Below are 17,379 nucleotides of genomic sequence, written 5' to 3' on the forward strand. Positions count from 1 at the left end.
AATAATACGTAATGGCAGATGTATCTATTGAAAAGCTCGCCAGCGACATTGGTACGACCGTTGACCGATTGGTTGGCCAGTTTAAAGACGCGGGTATTACAAAGAATGCCGGCGCTCAGGTTACTGAAGAAGAGAAAAAGAAACTGTTGGATCATTTAAGTAAGCAACACGGTAGCGCGTCCGAGCCACAGCGCATGACACTTAAACGCAAGACAACCAGTACTATTAGCGTAGGCAAGTCTAAAGAAGTTAAAGTAGAAGTACGTAAAAAGCGTACTTACGTTAAGCGTACTGATGCTGAAGAGCAACAACGCATAGCTGAAGAAGAAGCGAAGTTAGCCGAAGAAGCACGTTTGAAACGTGAAGCAGAAGAAAAAGCTGCTGCTGAAGCAAAACAAGCTGCTGAAGAAAAAGCACGTAAAGCGGAAGAGTCAAGAAAGGCTGCTGAAGAAGAACGTGCTCGTCGTGCTGAACAAGCGAAGAAAGAGGCTGAAGCACGTAAGAAAGATGAGCCTGAAATGTCTGCTGAAGAAAAAGCGGCTCAAGAAGCTGCTCGTCTTGAAGAAGAACGTCTTCGTAAGGCTCAGGAAGAAGAAGCACAGAAGAAGCTTGAAGAAGATGCTAAGAAAGCCGCTGATGAAGCGCGTAAATTAGCAGAAGAAAACGAGCGTCGTTGGAAAGAAGAAGCTGAAGCTCGTAAGAAAGCGGAAGCTGAAGAAGTGCATTTACATTCAAATCGCTATGCGCAAGAAGCAGAAGACGAGCAAGACGCGCAAGTTGAGCGTTCTTCACGTCGTCGCAGAAAGTCTAAGCGAAATGCAGGTGAGCACTTGAAGCAAGGCTTCAACAAGCCAGCTCAACCTGTAGAGCGTATCGTTAAGCTTGGTGAAACTATCACTGTTGGCGAACTTGCTAGCAAGTTAGCGATTAAGTCGAACGAAGTTATCAAAACCATGATGAAAATGGGTGAGATGGCAACAATTAACCAAGTTCTTGACCAAGACACAGCAGTACTTGTTGTTGAAGAAATGGGTCACAAATTTGAACTGGTTAACGACAACGCGCTTGAAGAAGAATTGTTAGCTGATGATGGCACAGGCGGTGATAAAACTTCACGTGCACCTGTAGTTACCATCATGGGTCACGTTGACCACGGTAAAACGTCACTACTTGATTACATTCGTCGCGCGAAAGTGGCTGACGGTGAAGCGGGTGGTATTACACAGCATATCGGTGCTTACAAAGTACAAACTGATAATGGCGAAATCACCTTCTTAGATACGCCTGGACACGCCGCGTTTACTGCAATGCGTGCTCGTGGAGCAACAGCTACCGATATCGTTATCTTGGTTGTTGCGGCAGATGATGGCGTGATGCCACAAACGAAAGAAGCGGTTCAACATGCTCGAGCAGCTGGTGTACCGTTAATCATTGCCGTGAACAAGATGGATAAAGAGTCAGCCGATCCAGATCGTGTTAAAACTGAGCTTTCTCAACTTGAAGTTATTTCAGAAGAGTGGGGCGGTGAGCACCAGTTCTGTAACGTTTCTGCTAAAACCGGTATGGGTGTTGATGGTCTTTTAGAAGCCATTAACCTTCAAGCTGAATTACTTGACCTACAAGCAGTAGCTAAAGGTCCTGGTCGCGGTATCGTTATTGAATCACGTCTTGATAAAGGTCGTGGTCCAGTAGCTTCAGTACTTATCCAAGAAGGTGAGCTGAAAGCTGGTGATATCCTGCTATGTGGCGAAGAGTACGGACGTGTTCGTGCAATGCGCGATGAGCATGGTCAAGAGCTCAAGCTAGCTGGTCCTTCTACCCCTGTTGAAGTACTAGGTTTATCTGGTGTTCCAGTAGCTGGTGAAGATGCTGCGGTAGTTAAAGATGAGCGTAAAGCCCGTGAAGTAGCGGCTAAACGTCATCAGAAGAAGCGTGAGCTTAAACTAGCTCGTCAGCAAAAAGCCAAGCTTGAAAACATGTTTGCGAACATGGAAGCAGGTGACGTTAGCGAACTTAACATCGTACTTAAAGCTGACGTACAAGGTTCTGTTGAAGCAATTGCTGAATCGTTGATTAAACTATCAACGGCAGAAGTTAAAGTGAACATTGTGGGTAGCGGCGTAGGTGGAATCACTGAAACTGATGCGACATTGGCAGCAGCTTCTGGCGCTATCGTACTTGGCTTTAACGTTCGTGCCGATGCAACTGCACGTCGCGTACTAGAAGCTGAAGAAATTGATTTACGCTACTACAGCGTTATCTATAGCCTAATTGACGAAGTGAAAGCAGCAATGAGCGGCATGCTTGCGCCAGAGTTCAGACAAGAAATTATTGGTCTGGCTGAAGTGCGTGATGTATTTAAATCGCCTAAACTTGGTGCTATCGCTGGTTGTATGGTTACAGAAGGTGTGGTTAAGCGTAGCAATCCAATCCGTGTACTTCGTGAAAACGTAGTAATCTATGAAGGTGAACTAGAATCTCTTCGTCGCTTCAAAGATGACGTACAAGATGTACGTAACGGTATGGAATGTGGTATCGGCGTTAAGAACTACAACGACGTAAAAGTTGGAGACCAAATCGAAGTCTTCGAAATCGTTGAAGTTAAACGCGAAATCTAATTGCCTAACTAAATCAGTATAAATAAAGCGGGGGCACAAGCCCCCGTTTTTGTCTGTCACTTTTCAAAATGAGACTAGGTTGTTTATAGACTAAGCTTTAAAAGGTTATACCTTAAAGCGGCTTAGCTTCTAAGAGCCTGAGTGACTGGCAACAATCGCTGATTTAAAGACAGGAGAAAGTTATGGCTCGTGAATTTTCACGTACCGACAGAGTGTCGCAGCAAGTTCATAAAGAAGTGGCTAGCATTCTGCAAAATGAATACAAACACCGTGTAGGCGATATGCCGCTTATTACTGTGTCTGATGTAGATGTAACACGAGATTTAGCCCACGCTAAAATTTATGTGACTATCTATAACAGCACAGAAGAAGAAGGCAAAAGACAAATAAAACAGCTGGCCGAGTTTCAGCCGTTTATTCGTAGTATTTTGGCTAAGCGCTTACGCATGCGCTCTGTGCCACACCTTCACTTCTTTGAAGATAAATCAATTATTGAAGGTATGCGCATTTCTAACTTGGTATCGCAAACCGTTGCGGCAGACGACGCGAAGCGAGATACCGACGAGTCAGAAGAGAAGGAATAAATGGCAAGGCGTCGTAAAGGCCGTGATATTAACGGCATAGTATTGCTAGATAAGCCATTAGGCGGTTCTTCAAACCAACTTCTTCAAAAGGTACGTTGGTTGTTCAAAGCTTCAAAAGGTGGTCATACGGGCGCGCTAGACCCTTTAGCCAGCGGTATGCTGCCTTTATGCTTAGGCGAAGCTACGAAGTTTTCTCAGTTCCTATTAGACGCAGAGAAAACCTATGAAGTGACCGCAACCTTAGGTATTCGTACTACTACCTCTGACGCAGATGGTGAAGTCGTTGAAGAAAAGCCGGTGACGGTGGATGAAGAAACGGTTCGAAACACGTGTTTGCAATTCTTAGGGAAGAGCAAACAAGTGCCTTCCATGTTTTCGGCGCTAAAACACCAAGGTAAGCCTCTTTATCACTATGCTCGTCAGGGGATAACAGTTGAGCGTGAAGCCAGAGACATCGAAATATTTGAACTTGAAGTCACGCGAATTGCGTTGCCAGAAGTGGATATGCGCGTTAAATGCAGTAAAGGCACTTATATTCGGTCGTTAGTAGACGATATTGGTCAAATCCTTGAGTGCGGCGCTTACGTCACACGATTGCACCGTACTGAAGTAGCCGATTACCCAACGGATAAAATGGTATCTCTTGATACGCTAATTGCTACTCAAGAAGCATTAGATGAGGGCGACTTTGCTGCACTTGATGCTTTTATGATACCTATGGACACCGCGGTCAGTAGACTGCCTTTGGTCTGCATTAACGATGCTGAAAAACAGCGTTTCGATAATGGTCAAAGTGTTAAAGGCACTTGTAGCGAAGCATTAGTTGTCGGCCAGCCTTACCGAGTTTATTTTGGTGAAAACGAACAAGGTTTGTTTTTAGGCGTAGGTGAAGGCGTTCAAGATCCAAAAGACCAAGTGGGGTCTAATGGCGATATTTTTGTGAATCCAAAAAGACGGGTTGTGTACAACCAATAAAGTTTACACTTTCCCTTGCTAACTCGCGCGCTGTCATTATAATACGCGCTTCATTCCGTCTGGCTGAATTAGTGATCGGCCGGACATAATTTAGGAGAATGTTATGTCACTAACTAAAGACGAAACTGCAACAATCATTGCTGATTATGGCGTAAAAGAAGGTGATACTGGTTCACCTGAAGTTCAAGTTGCGTTGTTAACTCACAACATCAACAAGCTTCAAGGCCATTTTGCTGATCATAAGAAAGACCACCACTCACGTCGCGGTCTTCTACGTATGGTTAGCCAGCGTCGTAAGCTTCTAGACTACCTTAAAGGCAAGAACGCTGAGCGTTATCTTGACCTAATTAAGCGTCTTGGCCTACGTCGATAAGCTTAAGTTTTTAATGAAAAAAGCACCCTAGGGTGCTTTTTTTATGCCTGTAAAACATTGCCTCCATAGTAAATGTTGCGTATGTTTAGCATTGGTAATGCTTTAAGCATATGGAAATGATTAATAATAAGAGGGATGTATGTCATCAAATATTGATTACTCAACGTATTCATTGGAAGAATTGAAGCAAGCTCGCGCCACAATTGATGAAATTGAGCACCCAGAACGGGCGCAAGAGTTAGAAGAGCGAATTGTGAAGTTTGAATTACCAGAAGCTTCATCCACAGAAGCTTCGTCCACAATAGCTACCTCCCCAGTAGCTACCGCACGAGTTTTAAGAAAGGGAAAGGTTTCCTTTCATGGTAAAGCGTCAGAATTCTTTTCTATTTGGATTGTGAACCTATTGCTTAGTATTGTGACACTGGGTATCTATTCTGCGTGGGCAAAAGTAAGAACCAATCGATATTTTTATGGAAATACTGATATTGATGGTCATCGGTTTTCCTATCTAGCGAATCCATTACAAATTTTAAAAGGCCGTATTATTGCGGTGTGTTTATTTGCTAGTTATTTCATTTTAAGTGCAGTAAGTCCTATTGCAGGCGCAGTCATGGTGTTGGCTTTAATGCTACTCACGCCCTTTATGATAGTGCTAGGTCAACGTTTCAGTATGCGTATGACGGGCTATCGAAATGTTCGATTTAAATTCAATGGTGGCTTTGGTGGCGCGTTTGTGGTTTTCGTAGTATTGCCTATCGTTAGCATGTTTACCTTGTACTTAATGTTGCCATGGGCGCTTAAGAAGATAGACGAATACCTAGTTGACGAATCTGCTTTCGGTGACATCAGATTTACTACGAAATTGAGCACGGGATCTTATTATCTTGCGTCACTTGGCGCTGTGGGTATAGTCGTGGCAGTGTTTATCGTTGGTGCTAGTGTAATGGGTTTTGGCTTTAGTAGCCTTATTGAAACATTAGAAAACGGCGCACCTTTAGTGATGCTCGCTCTGCTCGGCATGTACCTTATTGCTTTTGCCATTTCATCTAGCTTTTATACCGCCCTTATTCGCAATCATATTTATGAAAATAGTGAAATACCAAACGTGGCGCAGTTTAATTCTAATGTGGGTGTAATGCCTTTGGTATGGCTTAGAACCACTAACGTTATTGCTATTGTTCTTTCCTTAGGGTTCGCTATCCCATGGGCGAAAATTCGCAGTGCTCATTTCTTTGCTAATGCAACTGAGGTCACTGTGTTATCAGGTATTGATAGCGTTACATCCGTTAACACCGGTTCTGTGGGCGCTACAGCTGAAGAAGCGGCTACGTTGTTCGATGTTGATGTCGCATTAGGCTAGCCTAGTGATACACGGGCAGTTATATCAATCAAAAGATTCAGCGGTAACATCAGTTATCGCGAATATTGAAAACAATACATTGATCATTCGTTTATTAAATGGTGACAAGCGTGTTAAGGATGAGCAATGTGTGACAACAAGCCGTCTAGAAATAGACGCGAGCGATATTGCTGAAAATGGTGAAAGTGCCGGCGTTGGCAGAAGTGAAAGCACTGAGCCGCTAAGGTTTCAGCAATCTGAAGTTAATGCGAAGTCGAAACTGGGCAACTTGCCTCGAGAAATCATCTTACCTAATGCTCGCTTACTGGTTTGTACTCCATCACCACTGTTAAATCAGTGGTTAGATGGTGGGGCAGGTAGTCGTATCTCTCAAATGGAAACGAAAAAGCCTTGGTTAATCGCGAGTGTTTTATTAGTACCACTTTTACTCTACGTTATTTTTGTACAGGGTATGCCATGGGCGGCCGTTAAATTTGCTGACCAAATACCATATTCCATTAAAACCGTAGCTTCACAGCATACGTTGAGTGCATTAGATTATTCTATGCTGGAGCCTAGCACGCTACCCGATTGGCAACGTGAGCAGTTAATGATGGGGTTCAACGCCGTTGTAGAGCAAGTTAGCGAACCCGGTACTGAGAATGATATTCGGGTACATTTCAGAAATTCCGAGCTCATTGGCCCCAATGCCTTTGCGCTACCCGACGGTACCATCGTGTTTACCGATGATTTGGTTGCACTGGTAGATGGTGACCAAGCATTACTTGACGCCATATTGTTACACGAAATTGGCCATGTGGCGCAAAACCATTCCATGCAAATGGTGGCCGAGTCTTTATTTGCCACCCTGGCGATAAGTTACTTTTTCGGCGATTTAAGCGGAGCAATTGAAGCTTTTATGGGAATAGGTTCTAGTGTTGTACAAAACCAATACTCACAAAAGCATGAATGGCAAGCTGACAACTTTGCTATTTCGAAATTAAAATTAATGCACCGAGATACCGCTGACTTTGCGGACGTAATGCGTAAACTATCGAACGAAACTGACCAGCAGGGCGCTGAAAATAGCTGGTTTCAATCTCATCCCTCAACCAAAGCACGTATAGAGAATGCTGAAAGCGCAGCATATCATGATTGATTGGTATTAGTCGTTCTAGTGGTAATACCGGGTGGAATACTTAGTGTTTATACCTAGTAGAATGCCTAGTGTTAGTGCCTAGATTTTGGCGTGTTTGTCTGTGTGGAAGATAGTGCGATTTCGGCCGTCATCTTTTGCCTGGTAAAGTGCGTCATCGGCTTCTTTAATTAGCGTTTCAACCTGCAAGACAGTGTCATGTTGAGACATGGGTATTTGCGTCACGCCAATACTTACCGTAATTCTATCTGCTCGCGAGTAACGTAATTCTGCAATCCTTTCATGCAAATACTTACAATAGAGTCGGGCATTGTCCTGAGTTGAGTTATATAACACTATCAGAAATTCTTCGCCGCCCCAGCGGGCAACAACGTCAGTTTTTCGTGTGGCAGATTTCAATGTTTTTGATAGTAAAACAATAACCTCATCGCCCACATCGTGACCGTGCTTATCATTAATGTTTTTAAAGAAATCTATATCAATGAGTAAGAAGGACACAGGAACGAATTTTCGATTTACCTGATCGAGTAGCTTACGAATATCTGCCGAGGCAGCACGACGATTGAGTAAGTTGGTAAGCGGGTCGAGACGGGAAAGTAGTGTTAGCTCGTCGGTTTTTAATTCCAAACTGTCTCTTACTTCTATTAGCTCTTGATAAAGCTTGTCACGGCTTTTAGCTGAATGCATAGACCAGTAGAGTTGTTCGCCATGCAGTGTAACATTTGCCAGCACAGGTAACCGTTCTTGCTGCGCAGTAACCAACGTCATTTGAAGTTCCGAAAATCTACCCGTATCGAGTAATGACGGTCTCACATAGCTTTCAAAAAAAATTAAACTCGCCCGCGAAATAATACTGGAAACGTTACTTCCCGCCATATCTTCTCGTGAAGATCCGAGAAATTCCAGTGCATCTTTATTGCAGTAATCGATACTTCCGGATCGTAAATCCGACACTAAAAGTAAACTTGGAAAAAGGTCGAGCAGTTCCTCATTCAAGAGACAAACTGCTCTATTTTTTCTGCAATAGTGACTGGGTTCGTCATATGCAAACAATGGCCGTGAGCATCAATCACTTCAAGCGATGACAAAGGTGTTTTTTCATGCATATATTTCCCCACTTCGACTGCTGCTAATGAGTCGCTGCGACTTTGCAGAATAAGAGAGGGAAAAGAAATTGTCGGAAGGACATTTCTATAATCGGAAAAGAAGGTGGCCTTTGCAAAAGGTTTCGCATATTTAGGGTCGGTAGAACAAAAGCTGCTTTCCAATTCTTTTACTAAAGTGGGGTCGTTCTCTCCCCCCATCACTAATGGCGCAAGGTAACTCGCCCATCCAATGTAGTTTTTGTCCATTAGGTTAATAAGCTCTTCCAAGTCTTCTTTTTCGAAACCACCAAAGTAGTCTGGCGGTAAATTCAGAAAACAAGGAGAAGGGCATATTAATACAAAATTTGAGAAATGTTGCGGGGCGATAACTGAAGCGAGGTAGCCAATAATGCCGCTCACTGAATGCCCAATAAACGTGACCTCGGTTAACTCAAGCGCTTCACAAATATCGATAACATCTTGTGCATATCCTTCTAATTCTTCATACCGAGATTTATCAAAAGCACTAACATTAGATTTTCCACAACCCAAATAGTCAAACAGCACGATTTTGTATTTTTGCTCAAGATAGGGGGTAAGGTACTTCCACATGTTTTGGTCACAACCAAATCCATGTGCAAGCATAAGTGTTTTTGTGCCTGATCCAATAACGTTTACGTTATTGTTGTCGATAATATGATTAGCACTGGATTGAAAAATCATAGTAGTAGCCTGTTCTAACTTGAGCAAAAAAATAGCCTGAAAATAGCAACACAATGCTGCCCACTTATATAATGTTTATAGCATCGAAGAGAAACAGAATATATGCTACTTAAGGTGAATAACGTCAGCGCAAAAAAAAGGAGCTGATAGGCTAATGCCAGTCAGTTAAGCTGACTGGCATTAGCTGATAGGCTCCTTTCAAAATACATTCAAATTTGAGGCTAAGATTAATTAGCCTTCAGATACGCTCGCTGTAGATGAAGGCGCAGAGTTTGTAGAACTCGTTGTGCTTCGTGAAACTACTTTGGTGGCTATCTCTCTTAACTCATTTTCAAGGCTGGTAATGCGCCCAGAAAGGGAACTGTTACGCTGCTCTAACACCGATAATTTGTCAGACAAGTTGCGTACTTGTTGTTCGCTGCTGCGTTTATCGCCAGAGACTTGTTCTAGTTGAACATTCAAGGCTAGAATTTCATCAGCCAAAGAAGCCAACTGATTTTTCACTGAGCCAACTTGGCTCTGCTGGCTAGTCACATCATCGGCAACCTTCTTAATGTTGCCCTGAAGCGCAGTTTGAACATTACCCACTCTATCACCCAAGTCAGCAATTTCTTTTTGATTGCGGCGCCACGCTGAAGCCCAAAGTTTGTCCATCTGTTCCCACAAATCATTGGTCTTACTGGCCAGTTCATTTACTTTAACCTGCAATGCAACAGTCGACTCACCCATTTCTTCACCAGTAGCAGAAAGCTTTTTCTCTAATTCAAGAATGCGTTTTTCAGCTTGAGAAGCGACTACTTTTTGTTGTTCTACCAATGTGTACAAGTAATAACATCCGCCACAGGCACCAAGCGCAATAAGTGCGATAAGGAATACCCAGAGACCATTACCGCCACCACTGCTTTTTTCTGGGGTTTTAGGAGAGGGGCTGGTAGGCGATGAGGAATTCGAAGGCGCTTTAGTTGGCGTAGGCTGACGCTTTTTTTGATAATCGCGACGATCTTCATCATCTAAACGAATAGTTGGAAAATCATCATTATTCGAATTATTTGCCATAAGTTCTCTATTTTCTCTTGTTAAAGCATTGGGTTAGCTGCTGCCTACCTAGATGTAGGCGCAGTAACCGAAATATCATTGTTAGCGCATAATAACATCGATATTATATTGAATTAATTATAAATACCAATGGCGATTACGTATCGCTGTCAAACCATTCTACACGATACAAATCGCGACGACGATCTAGATAATTCCTAACAGAACCTTCATTTTGAAGTTTAGTCAGTTTATCTAAATCTAGGTCTACGATCAGCGTCATTTCCGTATTTGGTGTGGTTTCTGACACAATAGCATCGTGGGGGAATGCAAAGTCGCTAGGTGAAAACACCGCAGTTTGACCGTATTGAATATCAACATTGTCTACTTTGGGTAAATTACCCACACTGCCTGCTATAGCCACATAACATTCATTTTCAATGGCGCGGGCTTGGGCACAACGTCTAACCCGTAGATAGCCGTTCTTGGTATCTGTCCAAAAAGGAACAAATAGAATCTGCATTTCTTGCTCAGACAGCAACCGTGCAAGTTCAGGAAATTCTACGTCGTAACATATCAGTACCCCGATTTTCCCGAAATCTGTATCGAACACTTTAAGGCTATTACCGCCTTTCATTATCCAATCTTTCTTTTCGTGTGGGGTAAGGTGTAGTTTGTACTGACTTTCTATGGTGCCATCGCGCTTACAAATATAGCTAACGTTGTATAGCTCATCTTCTTCTACCACAGGCATAGAGCCCGCAATAATAGTGATATTGTACGACACAGCAAGGTGCGAAATGGAAGTCAGAATTTCATCGGTATAGGTGGCTAAGTGCCATATAGCATCAATTGAAGTATCAGACGGGCTCAGCCCCATTAAAGGTGCGTTAAAAAATTCAGGAAACAATGCCACATCGCAGGAATAATCCGATAACGCGTCTACGAAATATTCAACTTGCTGAAGGAGTTCTTCCACATTGTTGAAGTAACGCATTTGCCATTGAATACATCCGATACGGGCGCTCGACTTGCGACCAGTTATAAGCGATGGATTATTAGGCTCATAATAGATGTTGTGCCATTGCAGTAGCGTGGCATAGCCTTTCGAGGCTTCATCCTCAGGCAAATAGGCACTGAGGACCTGTTTTACTTCAAAACCATTTGATAGCTGAAAAGTGAGAATAGGATCGTAAATGTCTTTAGATTTTACTTGTTCAATGTATTCATAGGGAGACAGTTCTTTCGCATAATTTTTATAAGTAGGAATGCGCCCGCCAGCCATTATTGACTTCAAGTTCAGGTTTCTACATAACTCTTTGCGCGCCTCGTACAAACGACGGCCTAGTCTTAGCCCTCGATAGTCGGGGCAAACGATGACTTCAACACCATACAATACGTCTCCATTTGGATCGTGAGTAGTAAGATAAGCATCGCCAGTAATTTCATCGTAGCTGTGTTTATCGCCGAATTGGTCGTAATCCACAATGACTGAGATAGCGAACGCCACCACCTTTCCTTTGTCTTCAATACATATTTGACCTTCGGGGAACGTGGTGACTTGTGCCTTAAAGTTATTGTAAGGCCAAGCTCCTCCAACGTTTGCATACACGTTATCCATTAACGCTTTAACGTCGTTATAGTCATCTAGGCGCAAATTACGCAGCGCTAAATGATGTTCGGTTTCTTCAATGACTGTTTGATCCTGACTCATGCCTTTACCACCAGTGGTTGTTTTCCATATTTGAGCATAATTATTTCCGTGGGGCTAACGGTATTAATGCTTGTGTCATCTAGGTTTTAAAGCAAGTTTTATTCCTATTAAAACCAATGCGTTATAATCAAGAGGTTAGGCTTTCATTTATTGTTCGTTAATTGTGCATTTAAAGCTTGCTGTGTGAGTAACTTAAGCGTATAAATCCGCATCCAATTACTCGTGCTAACGCCGTATAAAGTCAAAATTAATCATGGAACGTTTCTCGTTAGATTTACCTTCACCCCTTTATGTTTTTGATGAAAATTATTTCAGTAATATTGTCAGCGATTTACAAGAAAAGGGCTTTAGTATTAGGCCGTTAGGCGTGCCAGAGTTTGTTATAGATGCATTGGTCGCCTGCCAAGATACATTGTCCAAGCAAGCATATCGGCGCGCGGGGATTGGTCGGGCTCAACAATTTCAACACCACGAAAAAGTAAGAAGCGATGAGATATGTTGGATAGACGGCACCTCTTCAGAAGGGCAGTTGTGGCTAGAATGGTGTGAAGCGTTAAGGCTCTATATTAATCGCCATTTATTCATGGGGTTATTTTCGTTCGAGAGCCACTTTGCCTGTTACGCCCCCGGTAATTTTTACAAACGTCATCTCGATGCTTTCAAAGGTGAAAGCAATAGAATGCTATCGGTGGTGACCTATTTAAATGATGATTGGCAAGCTACAGAGGGTGGCGAGTTAGTATTATATGCTAGTGAACAAGATGACATTGGCGTGAGAGTGTTACCTGAAAAAGGCACTATCGCCATTTTTCTTAGTGAGGTATTTCCGCACGAGGTACTCACCGCAAAACGTGAGCGGCATTCAGTTGCGGGGTGGTTTAGGTTAAATACCAGTATTAATGAAAATATTGATCCACCAAAGTAATTCACCTATGGCTAAACCCTTGCTTCTAATGCTAGTATCGAAACTATAAGTCAAAAGTATAATTCCCAAGTAATGCAGTTACTGTTAAACCCCAACAGTAGGTTATTGGCTTATAATATCGTAGATAGTTAAACCCTCCATTTAACAGATGTGGTAACTACGATAAGTCTTAGGGACAAGAAAAAAAAGTGATTGGTTGAATGTTGGAAAAAATTCCTGCTCCCACCTCAAAAGAGGATTTGCGCGTTCTGGTTATCGACAACCAGGGTTTAGTGCACGATGTAGTAGCCTCTGCGTTGCATGCTATTGGTATCAAACATGTTGTGAGTGCATTTAATGCCTTTCACGCTATTCGTTTGTGTGAAGAAAAGCGTTTTGATTTCGTGCTGCTTGCATTCAATGTGAGTCACGACAAAGACGGCTTTCATTTATTCGAAGAGCTAAAGCACTTAAATCATATCAATGACACCACTACGGTTATCTTTCTAAGTGCCGAAACATCACCAGAATTGGTTAATTGTATTGTTGAGTTGCAGCCTGACGATTTCTGGGTGAAACCGTTGAAGCCAAGCAGTATCGAGTCTCGTTTAAATTACTTACTCCAGATACGCTATAAGCTTCATAAAATGCTGCATTGTATGAAGGTTGGCGACTATTCTACTGCGATGTACTATGCAGAGCGCCAATTAAAAGACATGTCATTATCCGACTATCACCCCAGAATTAGGCGCCTAATTGGCGAATGTTTGCTGCAACTGCGTGACTATGAAACGTCTGAAAATTACTACCGAGAACTACTGCAAACCATGGATCATGCGTGGGTGCATATTGGCTTAGCCCGTTCGTTATTGCGTCAGGATGAGCTAGAAGAAGCTCAACTCTTGGTTGAAGACTTATTACTACGCCCAGACACTCGATTTTTAACCTACGACTTGCTAGCACAGTACTTTATTGAAAAAGAGCAGTTCGAGTTGGCTTACGAACAAATGAAACAAGCGAGTAAGTTAGCACCTCGTAATATTGAACGTAATAAGCGATTGTGGGATTTGGCCAGGCTCAACCACGACAAAGTAGGTCAGTTGTCTGCGGTTCAAAATATGGCGAAGTTTGCCAAAAATTCTATTCATGATTCACCTGAGCTTTCTTTAAATGTAATTCGTTCTACCATCGATTTAGCCACTAGCCTTGGCGCTGGGGAAGGTGATAGATACATACAACGTGCGCAAAATGACTTGGAAGAGATCAGTCAGCAAAAAGGGGTTCAAATCCAACTTGGCGACCAAATTGATGTTATTAAAGCGCGTATGTTGTGCCTTCGAAATCAAAAGAAGTCGGCTGAGGAAATCATGAACGCCAGTTCAGTGCATACCACTGGGCAATCGATGGAAGATAACCTAGACAAAATGAAAGCTTTTCATGAGCTAGGCATGCGTGAGCAGTGCATCAGTATTTTAGAAAAGCTTAAAACGCAAATTGAGGGTGATACCTTTTCTTCGCAAGTCGTCGATGAATATCTCAAGCAAGAGTCTATTGAACGCACAGAGATACAGTTCACGACTAAAGAATTGAAGAACATGGCTACGGTGCACTATAAAGAGAACCGGTTGCAGCCTGCTTACAATAACTTGCGACAAGCACTTACTATTTCGCCTAAAGACAAACAAATTGCATTGAGTTTAATGAAGGTGTTGCTTCAACTGCACAGCACCCAACCATTGAATGATGAGCAACTGGAAGTGGTTACACTGGCAGCACGCATGTTAACTAACGAAAAGTTATCAGCTTCACAAGCAGACAAGCGCGATCAGTATATTGATAAGTTAGGGCTTGAGGTAGAAGCGCCTAACGATAAGGAAGCCTTGGGCGTTCTTGGTCACCCTACAGCATAAATGAATACATTAGACAGTGAGGCTTGCTCTGTATAGTTTGCCTGCACAAACTAAATAATACTCGGATATAAAGCAGATATAAAAAAGGGATGGTTTTTAAACCATCCCTTTTTTAGTTTTAAACCGCCAGCATTTATTTACGGGGGTTATTTTTGATGAATTTACTTAGCTGAACGGCGGCGAAAGGTTAGCACACCCGCCATTAGTGCTAAAATGAAGCCCATAGAACCACCAGAATCGTTATCAACTTCAACTACATCGTCACCATCATCTGGAAATTCTGCTTCTAAGTTGAAGGTTGCAATGAACGGGTCGTGATCTGAGCTGCGGAATGGACCTACATCAGTAAATGCATAGCCGTCTTCATCAGCGTAATAGGTCAGCGCTTGATCATACTGGAATTGGTAAACTTCAGGAGAGTTAATACTCCAATGTGCTCCATCTACCGCATCAGCAAGCATGGTTTCACTTGCTAGCACATGGTCTAAGCTGCCCACTTGCTCTGTACCGTAGAACCAGTAAGAGTAACCTTCAGCATCAAACTCTTCTGCAAGATTTACGTAACCATAATTAGCCGTTACTTCTACAGAGGCACCATCGTCCATACCTGTATTTGCTGCGGTCATTACCGTGTAACCTTGGGTTTCAGCGGTGTAGTCGGTAAGTACTGCAACCGGATCTTCAGCACTGTACGAGTTCAAGTCACCTAATACTAAAATACGCTCAGGTAAGCTTTCATCGCTTAATGCTTCACCTAGTGTAATAGCAGCAGATACACGAAGTGCATTACAGCTACCTTGGATGGTATCCGTTTCACTGACTGCTTCAGCAAGATCTTCACCACACTCTGAACCTTTCGATTTAAAGTGGTTAACGGCAACAGCAAAGGTTTTACCGCTTTCAATGTGGGCAAACGATTGAATTAAAGAAGGGCGCATTTGTGCAACGCTGTCTTCATCAATTTGCTGCATTGGCATGTCTACTACTTGTGCATCACCTTCAGGCGTTACAATAGTTGCGCGGTATAACAAACCAACAGTAATTGCATCAGTACCAATTGCTGTGCTATCAGCAGTGCTGATGAATGAGTACTGTTCGGTATCGGCAAGTTCTGCATTAACAGCAGCGACTAGGCTAACGATAGCGCTGTCATCGCCAAAACCGTCGTTTTCAATTTCCATTAAGCCAACCACGTCAGCGTTTAAGCCTACAATGGCTTCAACGATACGTGCTTCTTGTAAAGCGAATTCAGTTTCGTCTTCAGCGCCACGGTTTGCATCGAAATCGAAGGTTACATCGCCGTTTGCATCTACTTCGCCATTGAAGTAGTTCAGAACGTTGAAGGTAGCAATTGATAAGTTACCTTCAGTTACCACTGGGTTCGCTTCGCGAGTAGAAGTTACTGTAATCACTTCGGTAGGGTTAATTCTAAACGCACCGAAGCTATAGTTTAGCGGGCCGCTTGCAGACACAGTATCACCAATACGAATAGCATTTGCGTAGCTAAAGGTAGGGAAGTAGTTAATGCTGTCTGGGTAACTAGCACTGCTGTTATCTTCGATTTTAAGTAAGCTGGCTTCTGAGGCTGCAACTGCTTCAACGTATGCGTCTGAAAGTGGTGCTGCTACGTCGCTAGGCTGGCGTTTAACGCTGTCACTTACTTGAATTTCGCCGTAACGCCACAAATCGTTTGTGCTAGTTACCGTTGCATCAACAACAGAAGCTAGCATGCCTTCAAATGGCTCAAGAGAATAATCGTAAGGCATATCGATAGTCGTCATCAATACGTCATCGCTTGCGCCACAATCAAGTGCAGTCACATCGCTGTCTAAGTTAAGCGTAGTCATGCCGTAGTTTTCAACTACTTCACCGTATAGGCGAGCAACGTTACCTACCGCAATAGTAGTGCTACCGTTAACGAAAATACCTTCAGAAGTGGCATCATCACCATCGCTATCCACTGTTTCTTCTTGTAAGAAGAAACCGCCCGCACCCATGCCAGTAACGATGGCTTCAACAATATGGCTGTTACCAACTTCTTCTGAAGCATCGCCGCTCCCTTGAATGGTACTAATAAGGGTTGCTGCATCAGCACAAACGCCTAGCTCAATAACGGGCTCTTCTGGTGGAACTTCATCATCACCGCCGCCTTCAGTACTAAAAGTACCTTCAGGGAAGGGAGTTGTTGCAGCCGCATTGGTCGCGGTATCATCTAATGCGTCAACGCCACTGTAAGTCCAGTTGTCAGACGAGAAAGTCCCGCCATTAGCGACTGAACCATCTTTTCGGTAAGCCCAACCGTCTAGGTATTCCCATGCTGTGCCGTTACCATCAACATTAATGTCACCGAAAGTATCAACAACGGCTTCGTTTTCGAAAAGCTCTACCGCATCATCGCCATTAATACCCATGGCCGAAGTATCGTAGTCTGGTGCATAACCGAAAAACTCAGTAAAACCATCAATTTCAGATGCTACGTAAATATAACTACCCGCTGAGGCGCTATCTGCTGGGAAAGTAAATTCTACGCCATCAGTGCCGCCGCCATTGTTGGCTGAGCCAAGCCCGTAGACCGATAAATCTGGAATATCGTTTACAACGTAAAGTTCAACAGCTTTAGGAAGGCCGCCGGTAAGTGACGCATCAACAACACCGCTGATAACTAAGTCGCTGGCATTGGCCGAAAATGCAGTAAGAATACCTGCTGTTATAAGTGACAATGGAGTTTTCACTGGTTGTTTCCCTCTTAGGTCTTTTATTATTAGGTCTGTCAAAGCAGACCCTCTTTGTTATTGCTAGACCTAGCCTATAACTATAATGTCAACGCAGGAATGACTTAACGTTATTCAAGTTTATTTTTAATATGTATATATAAATCAGCGTCTTAGTCTATTCAAATAAAGTTATTTATGACATTGGCTCGTCATAAAAGGCATTTTGCATCTATAAATAACACTACAAAG

At 43.0% G+C, this 17,379-nt stretch carries 13 protein-coding genes; 8 read left to right on the forward strand and 5 right to left on the reverse strand.

The features are described 5' to 3' along the window. Positions 1-11: 11 nt before the first annotated feature. From infB to C7Y69_RS11415, 6 genes are all read left to right on the forward strand, one after another. Positions 12-2,618, forward strand: coding sequence for a translation initiation factor IF-2 (gene infB, locus C7Y69_RS11390; protein ID WP_126872774.1), 2,607 nt, complete (start codon positions 12-14; stop codon positions 2,616-2,618). Between the two features lie 182 nt (positions 2,619-2,800). Next, a complete protein-coding gene (rbfA, locus tag C7Y69_RS11395; protein ID WP_013783814.1) occupies positions 2,801-3,202 on the forward strand; it encodes a 30S ribosome-binding factor RbfA in 402 nt (133 codons plus the stop codon). Beyond that, the gene (truB, locus tag C7Y69_RS11400; RefSeq protein ID WP_057791453.1) at positions 3,203-4,177 is read left to right on the forward strand and encodes a tRNA pseudouridine(55) synthase TruB; all 975 of its coding nucleotides are present in this window, start codon (positions 3,203-3,205) and stop codon (positions 4,175-4,177) included. It begins immediately after the preceding gene. Positions 4,178-4,280: 103 nt separating this feature from the next. Beyond that, positions 4,281-4,550 carry a 30S ribosomal protein S15 gene (rpsO, locus tag C7Y69_RS11405; RefSeq protein ID WP_013783816.1) on the forward strand — a complete coding sequence of 90 codons (270 nt, stop codon included), beginning with the start codon at positions 4,281-4,283 and terminating at the stop codon, positions 4,548-4,550. Positions 4,551-4,689: 139 nt separating this feature from the next. Then, positions 4,690-5,910 (forward strand): YjgN family protein, encoded by a 1,221-nt coding sequence (locus tag C7Y69_RS11410; protein WP_126872775.1) that lies wholly within the window; start codon positions 4,690-4,692, stop codon positions 5,908-5,910. 4 nt (positions 5,911-5,914) lie between these two features. After that, positions 5,915-7,048, forward strand: coding sequence for a M48 family metallopeptidase (locus C7Y69_RS11415; protein ID WP_126872776.1), 1,134 nt, complete (start codon positions 5,915-5,917; stop codon positions 7,046-7,048). A 78-nt stretch (positions 7,049-7,126) separates the two neighbouring features. Here the strand turns inward: C7Y69_RS11415 and C7Y69_RS11420 are convergent, their stop codons facing one another. From C7Y69_RS11420 to C7Y69_RS11435, 4 genes are all read right to left on the reverse strand, one after another. Further along, positions 7,127-7,999, reverse strand: a complete 873-nt coding sequence (locus tag C7Y69_RS11420; RefSeq protein WP_126872777.1) for a GGDEF domain-containing protein — start codon at positions 7,997-7,999, stop codon at positions 7,127-7,129. A 38-nt stretch (positions 8,000-8,037) separates the two neighbouring features. After that, positions 8,038-8,853 (reverse strand): alpha/beta fold hydrolase, encoded by an 816-nt coding sequence (locus tag C7Y69_RS11425; RefSeq protein WP_126872778.1) that lies wholly within the window; start codon positions 8,851-8,853, stop codon positions 8,038-8,040. Positions 8,854-9,084: 231 nt separating this feature from the next. Then, on the reverse strand, positions 9,085-9,909 hold the full coding sequence (locus tag C7Y69_RS11430) for a hypothetical protein (RefSeq protein ID WP_126872779.1): 825 nt from the start codon (positions 9,907-9,909) through the stop codon (positions 9,085-9,087). A 136-nt stretch (positions 9,910-10,045) separates the two neighbouring features. Continuing rightward, on the reverse strand, positions 10,046-11,602 hold the full coding sequence (locus tag C7Y69_RS11435; protein WP_057791465.1) for a bifunctional GNAT family N-acetyltransferase/carbon-nitrogen hydrolase family protein: 1,557 nt from the start codon (positions 11,600-11,602) through the stop codon (positions 10,046-10,048). A 253-nt stretch (positions 11,603-11,855) separates the two neighbouring features. Between C7Y69_RS11435 and C7Y69_RS11440 the strand changes: the two genes are divergently transcribed. Together C7Y69_RS11440 and C7Y69_RS11445 are read left to right on the forward strand one after the other, a co-directional pair. Further along, on the forward strand, positions 11,856-12,527 hold the full coding sequence (locus tag C7Y69_RS11440; protein ID WP_126872780.1) for a 2OG-Fe(II) oxygenase: 672 nt from the start codon (positions 11,856-11,858) through the stop codon (positions 12,525-12,527). Positions 12,528-12,727: 200 nt separating this feature from the next. Next, positions 12,728-14,416: a response regulator gene (locus tag C7Y69_RS11445; protein WP_126872781.1), complete on the forward strand. Its 1,689-nt coding sequence runs from the start codon at positions 12,728-12,730 to the stop codon at positions 14,414-14,416. A gap of 161 nt (positions 14,417-14,577) precedes the next feature. On the opposite strand, the gene C7Y69_RS11450 is transcribed toward C7Y69_RS11445, so the two are convergent. Beyond that, positions 14,578-17,148 (reverse strand): ExeM/NucH family extracellular endonuclease, encoded by a 2,571-nt coding sequence (locus C7Y69_RS11450; RefSeq protein WP_126872782.1) that lies wholly within the window; start codon positions 17,146-17,148, stop codon positions 14,578-14,580. Between the last annotated feature and the right edge of the window lie 231 nt (positions 17,149-17,379).

Source organism: Alteromonas sp. KS69 (assembly GCF_003989595.1).
In the GTDB taxonomy this organism is placed as follows: domain Bacteria; phylum Pseudomonadota; class Gammaproteobacteria; order Enterobacterales; family Alteromonadaceae; genus Alteromonas; species Alteromonas naphthalenivorans.